Below are 12,505 nucleotides of genomic sequence, written 5' to 3' on the forward strand. Positions count from 1 at the left end.
GGCTTACGGCAAGGCGTAGGCCATCACGTAGTCGCCGCGATCGGTCGACTGACGTGCACCACCGGCGGTAACGACGATGTACTGCTTGCCGGTCTTCGGCGACACGTAGGTCATCGGGCCGCCCTGACTGCCAACCGGCAGGCGCGCTTTCCACACCTCTTCACCGTTACCGCTGTTGAAGGCGCGCAGGTAGAAGTCCTGGGTGCCGGCGATAAAGATCAGGCCACCCTGGGTCGACAGGGTGCCGCCGAGGGTTGGCAGACCGATCTTGATCGGCAAGTGCATGCGGATGCCCAGCGGACCGGTGTCTTCAACGGTGCCGACCGGAACCTGCCAGGCAACTTTCTGAGTCTTCATGTCGATCGCAGTCAGCGTACCGAACGGCGGAGCCTGGCAAGGAATGCCGGCCACCGACAGGAAGCGGTTTTTGTTCACCGCGTAAGGCGTGCCTTTGAGCGGTACCGCGCCCATGCCGGTGTTCAACGCTTCGCCACCGGAGGAGGCCTGAGCCTTGTTCTGCGACGGGATCATCTGAATCCACAGACCCAGGCGCATGTCGTTGACGAAGATGAAGCCGTGCACCGGGTCAGTGGAGATGCTGCCCCAGTTCATGCCGCCCAGCGAACCCGGGAAGCTCAGCGATTTGTCGGTACCCGGCGCGGTGTACAGGCCGTCGTAACGCATCGATTTGAAATCGATCCGGCACAGCAACTGGTCGTACGGGGTGGCGCCCCACATGTCCGACTCAGTCAGATGCTGCGCACCGATCTGTGGCATGCCCACCGATTTTGGCTGGGTTGGCGAGTACGGTTCGTTCGGGATGTTCGCGGCTTTGACCGGGACTTCTTTAACCTCGGTCAACGGTTTGCCGGTGGCGCGATCAAGCACGTAGATCTGCCCGGCCTTGGTGCCGATGACCAGCGCCGGAACGCTTTTGCCGTCCTTGGTGAAGTCGATCAGGCTCGGCTGCATTGGCAGGTCGAAGTCCCAGAGATCGTTGTGCACGGTCTGGAACACCCAGCGTTCATCACCGGTGGTGGCGTCCAGCGCGAGGATCGAGGCACCGTAGGTGTGATCGAGTTTGCTGCGCTCGACACCATAGATGTCGGTGGACGAGCTGCCCATCGGCAGGAACACGGTGTTGGTCGCCGGATCGTAGGACATCGGCGCCCAGCTGTTCGGCGTGCTGCGCACATACGTGCTGCCGTCGGCCGGTGCCTGTTTGTCCTGCGGGTTGCCCGGGTCGAACGCCCAGCGCATGGCGCCGGTGATCACGTCGAAACCACGGATCACGCCGCCCGGCATGTCGGTTTGTACGTTGTCGGCCACACGACCGCCGACCACCACAGTGGTACCGGCCATCAGCGGCGCGGAGGAGAGCTGGTAGTAGCTGTCCGGCACGTCACCGAGGCCGGCCTTCAGATCAACCTGACCGTTGTTGCCGAAACCCTGACAGAACTCGCCGGTGTCGGCATCGACCGCGATCAGGCGGGCGTCGATGGTGTTGGTCAGCAGACGGCGCTGGCAGTTGGCGGCCGGTGCCGGTTTGGCTTCGATGATGCTCGAATTGCTTGGCTGAGCGATGCTCTTGGTCGCATCGAAGTAGGCCATGCCACGGCAACGCTGCCAGACTTTCGACTGGGCGTTGATCGCGTTCTTCCACAGCTCTTTGCCGGTGTCGGCATCCAGCGCGATCAGGTTGTTGTGCGGGGTGCAGATGAACACTTTGTTGCCGATCTGCAACGGGGTGAGCTGGTCTTCGGCACCGTTGCCATCGCTCTCGGCGACGTCACCGGTGTGGTAGGTCCACGCCACTTTCAGCTTGTCGACGTTGTTGCGGTTGATCTGGTCCAGCGCAGCAAAGCGGCTGCCGCCTTCGGTATTGCCGTAGTGCGCCCAGTCTTTTTGCGCCTTGTCTGGCTCAACCGGGGTCAGGCCCGGGCCAGTGCCGGTGGCAGCGACGGTCGGGTGCGCAACGAACATGTTGCCGGCAGCCACCGCCAGCCCTACGGCCAGGACAGCGGCAACGCCGTAAGCGCCACGACCCGGCACGCCACCGTTGGCACGCTTGAGCAGCGGGTAGACCAGCGTCACCGCCAGACCCACGGCGCTGAACATGAACAGGCGCGAGAACACCGGCCAGAACACCAGCCCGGCATCGCTCACCGCCCAGATCGCTGTCCCGACCAGAAATGCTGCGAACAGCCAGGCGCCGGCCGTCTTGAAGCGAGCAATCAGCAGACCGGATACGGCCATCACCAGACCACCCACGAGGAAGTACCACGACCCTCCCAGGCTGACCAGCTTCACTCCGCCAGCCGCAAGTGCCAGGCCGAGCAGGGCGATGATCACCCCCAGCCCGACCAGAATGAATTTTGATATGCCCGAGAGGCGTTGACTCTGCTTCACGTTGAATGTCCCGTTGAAATGAGGCGTGCATTATATAGATAGGTAACTACCTAGTTAAATCACTAATTCAGCATGAAGCATAGATCACCGTGCCTGTGCGGGTTTGCGAGCAGGCACCAGCGCTCGCGGGACGGACAAGGACTGGTCTTGCGTCAGCTAAAGTCGCGCTTTCGTCTGGATAAATGGGATTTTTGACAGGTGGGGAGGGTGAGTCGAAAAGCGCGATTTCGAAATGCCAGCCATCAACCGACATACGGGTGCACCCTTTTCGGCTGCGCAAGGACGATGCTCAGTAAGGTCAACGCGCCGCGCGCGCACTGAATTCAATGAGCATGCCGTACTGCAGACATGACCTCAGACGTTCTTGAATTCCTCTACGAGCAGCTCCGCAAATTTCTCTTTTGCTCGATGAGGCCCGCTGTTTTTATTCCCTATAAAATAATTTTGTATTGGGAGGAGGTCGTCAAATACATATCCGCTTATGTCACCAATCCGCCGAAACTGTTCAAATACGCCTCTGGGAACTAACGAAACACCCGCTTTGGAGCTGACGCAACCGAGAATGGTGCCATAGCTGGCGATGCTGGTAATGGAACCAGAGACATCGTGCGCGTCCAGCCAGGTTTCCAGCGCTCTTCTATAAGGACAGCCTTCAGGCCACATGAATATGTCCGTGCCACTCAGGTCTTGCGGTTTATGCATTTGCCCCGCGGCTGAAGAGGCAATCAATACCAGCTCTTCCTTGTAGATTTCGATACTCTCGATATCCGGATGATCCTGATTGACGGCAATGATGGCACCGTCCAGTTTATGATCAACCACATCATTCAATAACTGCGACCAGTCACCCGTGCCGAACTGCATTTGCACAGACGGATAGAGTTGATGAAACTTTGAGAGCAGCTTGGGCAGTCTGCCAGTGGCCGATGACTCTATTGCCCCGATCTTCAAGAGTCCTGACGGCGCCGCCGCAGGATCGAGCGCTCTTTGTGACTCTTGGCATAAAGACAGTATTTTGTTTGCGTAGCCGAGAAATAATCTACCGGAAGGGCTGATAACAAGTCCCCGGCCTTTCCTGATAAATAATGGAACACCGAGCTCCTTCTCTAGAAGTTTGATTCTATTGGTAATGTTTGATGGGACGCAGTGCAGTAGTTCAGATGCGCGAATGATACTTCCGTGATCCGCGACCGCCTTGAACATAGTAAGTTGAGAAAGCTCCATGCTATTGCTCACTTATAATGAATGGTTTGATCATTATAATTCACTTGTCGCCACCCATCAAGTGACATACTGTTCAAGGCCTGATTTGATTATGGACGTTTAAATCAGGGGACCAACTCGACATATCTTTAGGGAGAAGGATAAGCTCATGAACTCAACCATGTTGCAGAGTCGCCTTGACGCGTTTGACAGTTACAGGTCTATGCAAGAGTTTGGTGAGGTTTTTATTGATGCGCTGCCAAAGCACATAAAAAATCTGAAAATACCGGGTCGAGTCATATTGCAAAATCAGCGCAGACAGCCAGTAATGGCAAATGTCACGCACATTGCTGATATTCAGGATTCCATGCTGGAGGTGCTCAATCATTCCATTACCCAGGAAGCCCAACGCCATGCGGAGAACGCGTTCAAAGCGTTTCTTCAAACAGACACAGTGAGTTCAGCTGTTCTGAAATTTTTTAACGGATGGAATGAAACGCATAAAACCACTAGCCTGGTCTCTGCAAAGATAATTATGCGGCTTTCAGCAGATGCAATGTCCGTACCTGCTGAAAAACAAATTGAATATCTCAATGTAATGGCACATATGCATGAAGTTGCAAAAGACGACTTCGGGCTCGGACACCCAGGGCATGACGGTATGTACGAATACATGACTTCGGCTTTTGCCGCGACTGCCTGGGTTGAAAGTCAATACAAGGTTCGGGAGTGCAATGAGTTTTCAGACTTCCTTTACAATACGGGCATCGCAGAGCATAAGTCAGCTCTGAACTCGCTTGAGCACAAAAGCTCAATTATGGATGCGATGATGGTTTCTATTGCTTCTGAACTCTGGAATGGTCGTGAGTATAACTTCATCGCTCAGTACATTGAGGGCAAGTTGCTTGAAGTCAATCCTTTGTTGAGAAACAATGTGCATGCACTACGTAACGCCAAAGGTTACGTGATGGGCCACTCGGGGGAAGTCGAAAACAAACATGGCCTGCATGCTTTGGCCGCAGCGCAAGCGTATGGCCGAACGATGGATCTACCCTTTAAACTCGGCCGCCTGAAAGGCATCATGCTCAACTACAATGAGCGCGTAGGCAGAGCTTTCGAGGCCATGTACCGAAATCTGAATACGGAAAAATAGCTTAGAGGATGTTGTGATGCTTTACGGAGAATTACAGTTCCGAAAGGATCCCCTGAATGGATTTTGAACAGGCGTTGTTCGCCTTGGGTTTTTTTGCTTTCTGCGGTGGTTTGATAGATGCGGCGGTCGGTGGTGGCGGGCTTGTACAGCTGCCAGCACTTCTACATGCCCTGCCTCAGTATAGTTTGGCCACTGTTTTTGGAACCAATAAGCTGGCGGTTCTGGCGGGCAACCTTTCTTCGATATACAGCTATACCAAAAGAATAAAAATCGTCTGGAAATTGATGCTGCCTACCATGCTTTCAGCATTTGTTTTTGCGTTTCTTGGTGCGTTTTCCGTTTCAATTGTTCCAAAGAAAATCATGGAGTTTGTAGTTTTTTTTATTTTGATAGCCATGGCCATATATACCTTTGCGGAAAAAAGATTAGGCCTGGTCAGCACTGACTTTCATTGCGGAACAAAAGAAATTGCCTGGGGCATTTTTTTTGGTGGCTTGATCGGGTTTTATGACGGCGTCTTCGGTCCGGGCAGCGGTAGCCTACTGTTATTCATCTTCGTCAAATACTTTGGTTTTGATTTTTTGAACGCATCCGCCTCTGCAAAACTGGTCAATCTGGGCACCTTCAGCGCAGCACTCCTGTTTTTTGTGCCAACCGGAAATGTACTGTGGGCTGTAGGTGGAGTCGTAGCGCTGTGCAACATCGCCGGTTCCCTCACCGGAGTATTTCTGGCACTGCGTTACGGAAGTGGCTTTATTCGGATCTTTTTCCTGATTCTGCTGGTTTTTCTGATTGGCAGAATGGGGCTGTCTCTATTTTCATAGATCAAAACGAGCCCCTTCGACACTTGAAAATCACTGGACGTCAGTCTTGCTCACCTTGGGTTATTGCGCAGAATCGAGAAATTCAACGCGGCCGCCACACACAACCAGGCCAGATAAGGAAACAGGATCAACCCGGTGATCAAATCCAGGCGCAACGCCATAAAAACCATCACCGCGACCACCAGCCACAACATCACAAGGATGACCATGGCAGCTGCCACCTGATGCGCGCCGAAGAACACCGGCGTCCACAACGTGTTCAGCGCAATCTGCGCCGCCCACAGCGCCAGTACCGTCTGACTGCCAGGAATCAGGCTCAAGCGGTAACCGGCCCAGGCCAGCAATAGATAGATTATTGTCCAGGCCACCGGAAACGCCCAATTGGGTGGAGTAAATCCGGGTTTGTTCAGCCCTTCGTACCATGGCCCCGGTTTGAAAATCACCCCGGTAGTCGCCGCAGCGCCGCACGCGATCAGAAAAATCAGAAACGTCACCATTTATCACTCCTTGGCCGCAGCCACTCTCTCTGGGATTACAGCGCCGCAACGGTCGCTCATTCGTATTTCACCGCCATCAGGTCGCTGACCCGCGCCACCAGCGTGTCGACGGCAAACGGCTTGGTCAGCACCTGCATGTCCGGCCCCAATTGACCGGCACCAATCACCGCGTTTTCCGCATATCCGGTAATGAACAGGGTCTTCAGATTCTGGCGGATTTCCCGGCCGGCATCGGCCAGTTGCCGACCGTTCATGCCTCCCGGCAAGCCGACGTCGGTGATCAGCAAGTCGATGTGAATGTCCGAGCGCAACATCTTCAGCCCGACCACACTGTCAGCGGCCTCTATCAAGGTGTAGCCGAGATCGCCGAGCACGTCAGTCAGCAGTGCTCGCACCGTAGGCTCGTCGTCCACCACCAGAATCGTCTCGCCAGACTTGGGCAAGGCTGCCGGCGTGTTGTCCTTGTCATCCTGATTCGGCACGGGCTCGCCATGGTAGCGCGGCAGATAAATGCACATCTCGGTGCCCTGACCGACCTGCGAATGCACGCGCACCTGGCCACCGGACTGCTTGGCGAAACCGTAGATCATCGACAACCCCAACCCCGTGCCCTGGCCCAGCGGTTTGGTGGTGAAGAACGGATCGAAGGCCTTGGCGATCACATCGGCGGTCATGCCGGTGCCGGTATCGGTCACGCACAGGCACAGGTATTCGCCCTCTGGCATGTCCAGCGTGCGCGCCGTCTCGCAGTCCAGCGCACGGTTGGCCGTCTCGATGGTGATGCGCCCGCCGTCCGGCATCGCATCGCGAGCGTTGATGCACAGGTTGAGCAGGGCATTCTCCAATTGGCTGGCATCCACCAGCGTTGGCCAGAGCCCCGGCGCGCCGAGGGTTTCCAGGACGATGCTGGGGCCGACCGTACGCTGGATCAGCTCGGTCATCCCGGTCATCAGCGTGTTGACATCGGTTGGTCGTGGATCGAGGGTCTGGCGTCTGGAGAACGCCAGCAGGCGGTGGGTCAGGGCGGCGGCGCGCTTGACCGCGCCCTGGGCGGTCACCATGTATTTGTCGACCTCGTTCAGCCGGCCCTGACTTATGCGCGCGCCCATCAACTCCAGCGCGCCGGAAATGCCGGCCAGCAAATTGTTGAAGTCATGCGCCAGGCCTCCGGTCAGTTGGCCGACGGCTTCCATTTTCTGCGACTGACGCAGTTTCTCTTCGGCCTGCATCAACTCTGCGGTGCGCGATGACACGCGCTGCTCCAGCGTATCGTTGAGCGCGCGCAACGCGGCGATGGCGCGGTCGCGCTCCGCTTCGACATTGCGCCGTTCCTCGACATCGATCAGCACGCCGGGAAAGCGCAACGGCGTTCCATCATCGGCACACTCAACACGGCCGTTGGCCTCGATCCACTGGTATTTGCCGTCGGCGCGGCGCACACGGTACTGGTGGGAGTAGGCGCCACCGCGGCCGATGGCTTCGTTGATCGCGGTGGTCAGTCCATCCTGGTCCTCGGGGTGCACGCTCACCATCACCTGTTCGAGGCTGAGCCCTTCGCGGCCCAGCGCCGGGTCGAGCTCAAACACCCGGGCGAACGCTTCGTCCACGGCGAAACGATCGGTGGGCAGGTCCCAGTGCCAGGTGCCAATGATCGCCCCGGCGGCGAGCGCCAGTTGCACGCGCTCGACGTTCTCCCGCGCAATGGCCTCGCTGGCTCGCAAGCGCTCCTCGGCGTCGCGCCGCTCGGTGACGTCGTTGAACAGAATGGCGATCTGCCGGTCAGCCGGATCGCCGACACGCACCGCGCGTACGTCGAACCAGCGTTCGAAGGTGTTGGCGTAGCTCTCGAAGTTCGCCGGCTCTCCGGTCTTGGCCACGTGGCCATAGGTTTCGAACCAGAATCTTTCCAGATTGGGCGCGAACTCGGTCACCCATTTGCCGCGCAGGTTGACCCCGCACTGGTGTTCGAACGCCGGGTTGGCTTCGACGAAGTAATAGTCGACGGGCTTATCCTCGGCGTCGAATTTGACCTTGACGATGGCGAACGCCGACTCGATGGTTTCCAGAATGGTGATGAAGCGAGCCTCGCTGCGTGCGAGCGCATCCCGACTGGCTTGCAGTTGCGCCGCCATGTCGCGATCGAGGTCAACGACCTGTGTGTCGACCTGAGGGCACTGAAGCGCCGCGCGCAATCGCCTTACCTCTGACTCAAGCGCTTCGCGGCTAAGGTGTTCAAGGGTATCCATGGGACCTGCTTATTGAATTTTCAGGGTCTGGCTTCATACAGCGCGTAGGCACACACGAGCAGTGAAAGTTGCGCTCGCAAGGGATTCGACCGCCAATCATCCGTTGACCGGGCGCGCTGTGCTTAAGTTTCACCACCCGCGCAAGCGAGCGTTCATTTCAGATCGATTCGCCGTTATCCAGACGCGCCAACAGGTTCTGCCCGCGTTGCCACAGCGCCTCCTGTTTGGCTTGCGGCATGCGGTCGAGGTTCTTGTACATCATCGCCATGCGCTGATTGCCGCGCAGTTGCTCACCGTGGCGCATTAGAAAGTGCCAGTACAACGAATTGAACGGGCAGGCATTGTCCGCCGTACTTTCGCTGACCTTGTAGGCACAACCTCGGCAGTAGTCGGACATGCGATTGATGTATTGGCCACTGGCGCAATAAGGTTTGGAACCGAGATAGCCGCCATCGGCATGCATGACCATGCCCAGCGTGTTGGGCAGCTCGACCCAGTCAAAGGCATCCATGTAGATCGCCAGATACCACTCGCAGATCTGGCTCGGCGCGATGCCGGCGAGCAGGGCAAAATTGCCGGTGACCATCAGCCGCTGGATGTGATGCGCGTAGGCGTGCTGCAGACTCTGGCCGATGGCCTGGCGCATGCAGTTCATTTGCGTAGCACCGGTCCAGTAGAACTCGGGCAGTGGTCGGCTGTTGCCGAATGCGTTGCCCAGTGCGTAGTCCGGCATTTTCAGCCAGTACACGCCGCGCACATATTCCCGCCAGCCGATCAGTTGCCGAATGAAGCCTTCGGCAGCATTCAGGGCAATCCTGCCGGCCCAATAAGCCGACTCGACGTCGCTGCACAACTGCCGCAAATCCAGCAGGCCTATATTGAGCGCAGCGCTGATGCGCGCATGAAACAGGAACGGTTCGTCACTGGCCATGGCGTCCTGATAGTCGCCGAATCCTGCCAGGCCATAATCCAGAAAATATTCCCATAGCGCTTGCGCGTCGGCGTGGGTGACCGGGTAGTTGAAGTCGTCGAGTGCACCGTAATGCTGACTGAAGCGCGCCTTCACCAGATCCAGCACTTCGCCGGTGATCGCGTCATTACTGAAACGGATCGGGTAGGGGGCTTTCACGCCTTTGGGCAGGGCCTTGCGATTCTCGGCATCGAAATTCCACGCGCCGCCCACCGGCGTGCCGTCGCCATTGAGCAGCAAGCGACTCTTGCGGCGCATCTCGCGATAGAAAAACTCCATGCGCAACTGCTTTTTGCCGGCAGCCCAGGCGGCGAACTCGGCGCGACTGCACAGAAAACGCGTATCGGCGTGCCAATGGATGGGCAGGCCACAGTCCCTGATCGATTGCTCCAGACGCCAGTCCCCGCATTCGGTGACGTGCACTTCCTCGGCGTGCAACCGCTGTTGCCAGCGGCGTAACTCCCCCGGTACCGAGCCGCTGTTGTGCGGATCATCCAGGGTCACGTATTCGACGCTGACTCCTTGGTCTCGCAGTGCCTCGGCGAAATGGCGCATGGCACTGAAGATCAGGGCAATCTTTTGCGGATGGTGCGGCACATGGCTGGCTTCTTCCATGACCTCGACCAGCAGCACAGTGTCGCGCTCGCTATCGAGCGTCTGCAATGAAGCCAGATCGAAGGACAACTGATCGCCCAGCACCAGGCACAACCGACGTTTCTGGTTCATTCACAGCATCCGTTTCATAGCGGTGTGGCCAACGAAAACGGAATCCGCAGCTCTTCGACGGGCCCGGTATCACGCCCGCACATTTCATCGTGCACGCATTGCTGCACCAGCACGCAGGGGAATGCCGGCACGGTCTGCAGCAAGTCACGCAGATGGGTGATCGAGCGCAGGTGCATCGGTTTGGCCGCGTCGTCGAGCAAGGTGAACTGGCCGTGATCCAGGCGGATGCGGGCCAGATAAAAACCACCTTCGAGTGACAGCAGCTCCAGCTCACGTATTTCGCTGTTGGCCGCACGTTCGGTCAGGGTTTGCAGATTCATGCTTCACTCCTTGCCTACCAGGGCAGGCGTTGTCCATCGTAGGCAAAGAACTGGCCGCTGTCGGCCGGGGTCAATTGGTCAATCAGGTTGAGTAACTGGTCAGCGGCAACGTCTGCCGGACGGGCGCTGGAAGCCCCGCGAAAAGGTTGCGACAAACCCGACACGACCGTGCCCGGGTGCAGACTCAGCAAGCGGCTTTGCGGGCGGGTGCGCGCCAGTTCGATCGCCGCGGTCTTGATCAGCATGTTCAGCGCAGCCTTGGAGGCGCGGTAGGCGTACCAGCCGCCCAAACGGTTGTCGCCAATGCTTCCGACCTTGGCCGAGAGCATCGCCATCGCCCCTTGGGGATCGAGCAGCGGCAGAAAATGCCGCAACACCATTGCCGGTCCCAGCGTGTTGACTTGAAACACTGCCTGCAGCGCATCCGCCTCGATCGCGCTGTAGCTCTTTTCTGGCTTGATCCGCTCACGATGCAGCAGACCCGCAGCGTGCACGATCAACTGATAGGGCGCTTCTGCGGCCAATTCGGTGGCGGCGCTGGCGATGGTTTCCGGTTGCTCCAGATCCAGCGCCGGAACGGTACGACGCCCCAGCTCACGAACCCCGGCACAGCGCGGATCCTGACTGAGCTGCTGGCAAAACGCGCGACCGATAGCACCACTGGCACCAATCACCAGTGCGCGATAACCGTTGCCCAGGGAAGCCATGCTGAACGGGCTGCTCATTGGTTTTCTCCCGCGCCCTGGCGACGGAAGAACAAGGTCACCTGGCCAACTTCAACCCCGAGCTTGGACATGCTGGTGCGATTGATCAGCGTGTCCTCGTCCATCTGGTACATCCAGTCGTCCATGCTCATTTCATAGGTCGTGCCGTCGACCGGCAGATTCAGGCGATAACGCCAGTGCAGCGCATTGCCAGCGACCTGACCTGTGGCGACACCCACCACATCACCCGCACGCCCGCTCCAGCGCCCCTGGCCCTCGGGCGTCAGGGTCCAGACGCGGCGTTGGCGCGTGCCGTCGCTGTACAGGAAGTGCTCATCGAGAATCAGGTTGTCGCCTTCACGATGGCTGACGATGTTGACCTCAAAGCGCTTGACCACTTCCCCGGAGCGCTTTTGAAACATCCCCCAGGCTTTCACGGGTTTGCTGAAAAAGCGCTGCAGATCCAGCGCCGGTTGCTGATCGGCATAGTGGCTGACATCCACGCTGCCGCAGCTCGCAACGCCGAGTACCAGAGCCAGTAAGAGCACAAATCGGGCCATTGCCGTTCTCCCTGAGTGCACAGGTATGGGGGGTGAGATTAGGAGTATCGTGCTTGTACAGTGGGGTTGCTGTGTACAGGTTTATCGCACCTGTCGAAGATCGGAAATCAACTTCGCCGCCCGATCAGTTGCAGAAACTCCTGACGCGTCGTGGAGCTGTCGCGAAAAGCACCGAGCATCACCGAGGAGGTCATGATCGAATTCTGCTTTTCGACGCCGCGCATCATCATGCACATGTGCCGGGCTTCAATGACCACGGCCACGCCGGCGGCATCGGTGATCTGCTGGATCGCCTCGGCGATTTGCCGGGTGAGGTTTTCCTGGATCTGCAGACGCCGGGCGAACATGTCCACCACGCGCGCCACTTTCGACAGTCCCAGCACTCTGCCGGTGGGGATGTACGCCACGTGCGCCTTGCCGATGAAAGGCAGCATGTGGTGCTCACACAAGGAATAGAGCTCGATGTCACTGACGATGACCATCTCATCGCTTTGCGATTCGAACAGGGCACCGTTGGTGACGTCTTCCAGGCTCATCGAGTAGCCGTTGCACAGATACTGCATTGCTTTGGCCGCACGTTTGGGCGTGTCGAGCAGACCTTCGCGCTCGGGGTTTTCACCGACGCCGACAAGAATTTCACGGTAATGGCTGGCTAGTAGTGGGTTCATTCAGAGTGCTCGCGGCAGTGCTGTGCGTGAGGGCCAATCCATAGCGGAAGAGTTGTACGCAGACAAGTGCTTTGTATAGGTTTTATTCAAGATAGGCTGAAAAAATTCAACTGACAATCAATCGGCAACTTTTTTTGTGCGGATGCGAGAACCTCGCGGCGCAGCGCGCGAGGTTGCGGGTGTAGCGGGGGAGAGGAGGAAGCGCTCCCGGTGAGTGGGAGCGCT

11 protein-coding genes are annotated in these 12,505 nt (G+C 57.7%); 2 read left to right on the forward strand and 9 right to left on the reverse strand.

Annotation, left to right across the window (positions count from 1 at the left end; translation table 11 throughout):
- Window positions 1-3 precede the first annotated feature (3 nt).
- A complete protein-coding gene (locus CKW11_RS01420) occupies window positions 4-2,409 on the reverse strand; it encodes a glucose/quinate/shikimate family membrane-bound PQQ-dependent dehydrogenase (RefSeq protein WP_095135783.1) in 2,406 nt (801 codons plus the stop codon).
- Window positions 2,410-2,763: 354 nt separating this feature from the next.
- A complete protein-coding gene (locus CKW11_RS01425) occupies window positions 2,764-3,633 on the reverse strand; it encodes a LysR family transcriptional regulator (RefSeq protein WP_095135785.1) in 870 nt (289 codons plus the stop codon).
- Between the two features lie 148 nt (window positions 3,634-3,781).
- On the opposite strand from CKW11_RS01425, the gene CKW11_RS01430 reads away from it, so the two are divergent.
- Together CKW11_RS01430 and CKW11_RS01435 are read left to right on the forward strand one after the other, a co-directional pair.
- Entirely contained in the window at window positions 3,782-4,765 is a 984-nt protein-coding gene (locus CKW11_RS01430; protein WP_095135787.1) for a hypothetical protein, read from the forward strand.
- 56 nt (window positions 4,766-4,821) lie between these two features.
- The gene (locus tag CKW11_RS01435) at window positions 4,822-5,589 is read left to right on the forward strand and encodes a TSUP family transporter (RefSeq protein WP_095135790.1); all 768 of its coding nucleotides are present in this window, start codon (window positions 4,822-4,824) and stop codon (window positions 5,587-5,589) included.
- Window positions 5,590-5,639: 50 nt separating this feature from the next.
- Here CKW11_RS01435 and CKW11_RS01440 read toward each other — a convergent pair whose 3' ends face one another.
- The 7 genes from CKW11_RS01440 to folE all read right to left on the reverse strand — a co-directional run bounded on the left by CKW11_RS01440 (window position 5,640) and on the right by folE (window position 12,280).
- A complete protein-coding gene (locus CKW11_RS01440) occupies window positions 5,640-6,083 on the reverse strand; it encodes a TspO/MBR family protein (protein WP_095136749.1) in 444 nt (147 codons plus the stop codon).
- 59 nt (window positions 6,084-6,142) lie between these two features.
- Window positions 6,143-8,332: a hybrid sensor histidine kinase/response regulator gene (locus CKW11_RS01445; RefSeq protein ID WP_095135792.1), complete on the reverse strand. Its 2,190-nt coding sequence runs from the start codon at window positions 8,330-8,332 to the stop codon at window positions 6,143-6,145.
- Between the two features lie 157 nt (window positions 8,333-8,489).
- On the reverse strand, window positions 8,490-10,028 hold the full coding sequence (locus CKW11_RS01450) for a cryptochrome/photolyase family protein (RefSeq protein ID WP_095135793.1): 1,539 nt from the start codon (window positions 10,026-10,028) through the stop codon (window positions 8,490-8,492).
- Window positions 10,029-10,042: 14 nt separating this feature from the next.
- Complete coding sequence (locus CKW11_RS01455) at window positions 10,043-10,348, reverse strand: DUF6482 family protein (RefSeq protein ID WP_095135795.1); 306 nt, start codon at window positions 10,346-10,348, stop codon at window positions 10,043-10,045.
- Window positions 10,349-10,362: 14 nt separating this feature from the next.
- Window positions 10,363-11,073 (reverse strand): SDR family NAD(P)-dependent oxidoreductase, encoded by a 711-nt coding sequence (locus CKW11_RS01460; RefSeq protein ID WP_095135796.1) that lies wholly within the window; start codon window positions 11,071-11,073, stop codon window positions 10,363-10,365.
- Complete coding sequence (locus CKW11_RS01465) at window positions 11,070-11,612, reverse strand: DUF3833 domain-containing protein (protein ID WP_095135797.1); 543 nt, start codon at window positions 11,610-11,612, stop codon at window positions 11,070-11,072. Before CKW11_RS01465 ends, CKW11_RS01460 begins: the two co-directional genes overlap by 4 nt.
- A 107-nt stretch (window positions 11,613-11,719) precedes the next feature.
- A complete protein-coding gene (gene folE, locus CKW11_RS01470) occupies window positions 11,720-12,280 on the reverse strand; it encodes a GTP cyclohydrolase I FolE (RefSeq protein ID WP_027611787.1) in 561 nt (186 codons plus the stop codon).
- Window positions 12,281-12,505 lie beyond the last annotated feature (225 nt).

The organism is Pseudomonas sp. Irchel s3a10 (genome assembly GCF_900187525.1).
Taxonomy (GTDB): Bacteria; Pseudomonadota; Gammaproteobacteria; order Pseudomonadales; family Pseudomonadaceae; genus Aquipseudomonas; species Aquipseudomonas koreensis_G.

Excerpts from the sequence above, each read along its gene's own strand:
- CKW11_RS01425 (WP_095135785.1), bottom strand. The coding sequence starts at position 3,633 with ATGGAGCTTTCTCAACTTACTATGTTCAAGGCGGTCGCGGATCACGGA.
- CKW11_RS01430 (WP_095135787.1), top strand. The coding sequence starts at position 3,782 with ATGAACTCAACCATGTTGCAGAGTCGCCTTGACGCGTTTGACAGTTAC.
- CKW11_RS01435 (WP_095135790.1), top strand. The coding sequence starts at position 4,822 with ATGGATTTTGAACAGGCGTTGTTCGCCTTGGGTTTTTTTGCTTTCTGC.
- CKW11_RS01445 (WP_095135792.1), bottom strand. The coding sequence starts at position 8,332 with ATGGATACCCTTGAACACCTTAGCCGCGAAGCGCTTGAGTCAGAGGTA.
- CKW11_RS01450 (WP_095135793.1), bottom strand. The coding sequence starts at position 10,028 with ATGAACCAGAAACGTCGGTTGTGCCTGGTGCTGGGCGATCAGTTGTCC.
- CKW11_RS01455 (WP_095135795.1), bottom strand. The coding sequence starts at position 10,348 with ATGAATCTGCAAACCCTGACCGAACGTGCGGCCAACAGCGAAATACGT.
- CKW11_RS01460 (WP_095135796.1), bottom strand. The coding sequence starts at position 11,073 with ATGAGCAGCCCGTTCAGCATGGCTTCCCTGGGCAACGGTTATCGCGCA.
- CKW11_RS01465 (WP_095135797.1), bottom strand. The coding sequence starts at position 11,612 with ATGGCCCGATTTGTGCTCTTACTGGCTCTGGTACTCGGCGTTGCGAGC.
- folE (WP_027611787.1), bottom strand. The coding sequence starts at position 12,280 with ATGAACCCACTACTAGCCAGCCATTACCGTGAAATTCTTGTCGGCGTC.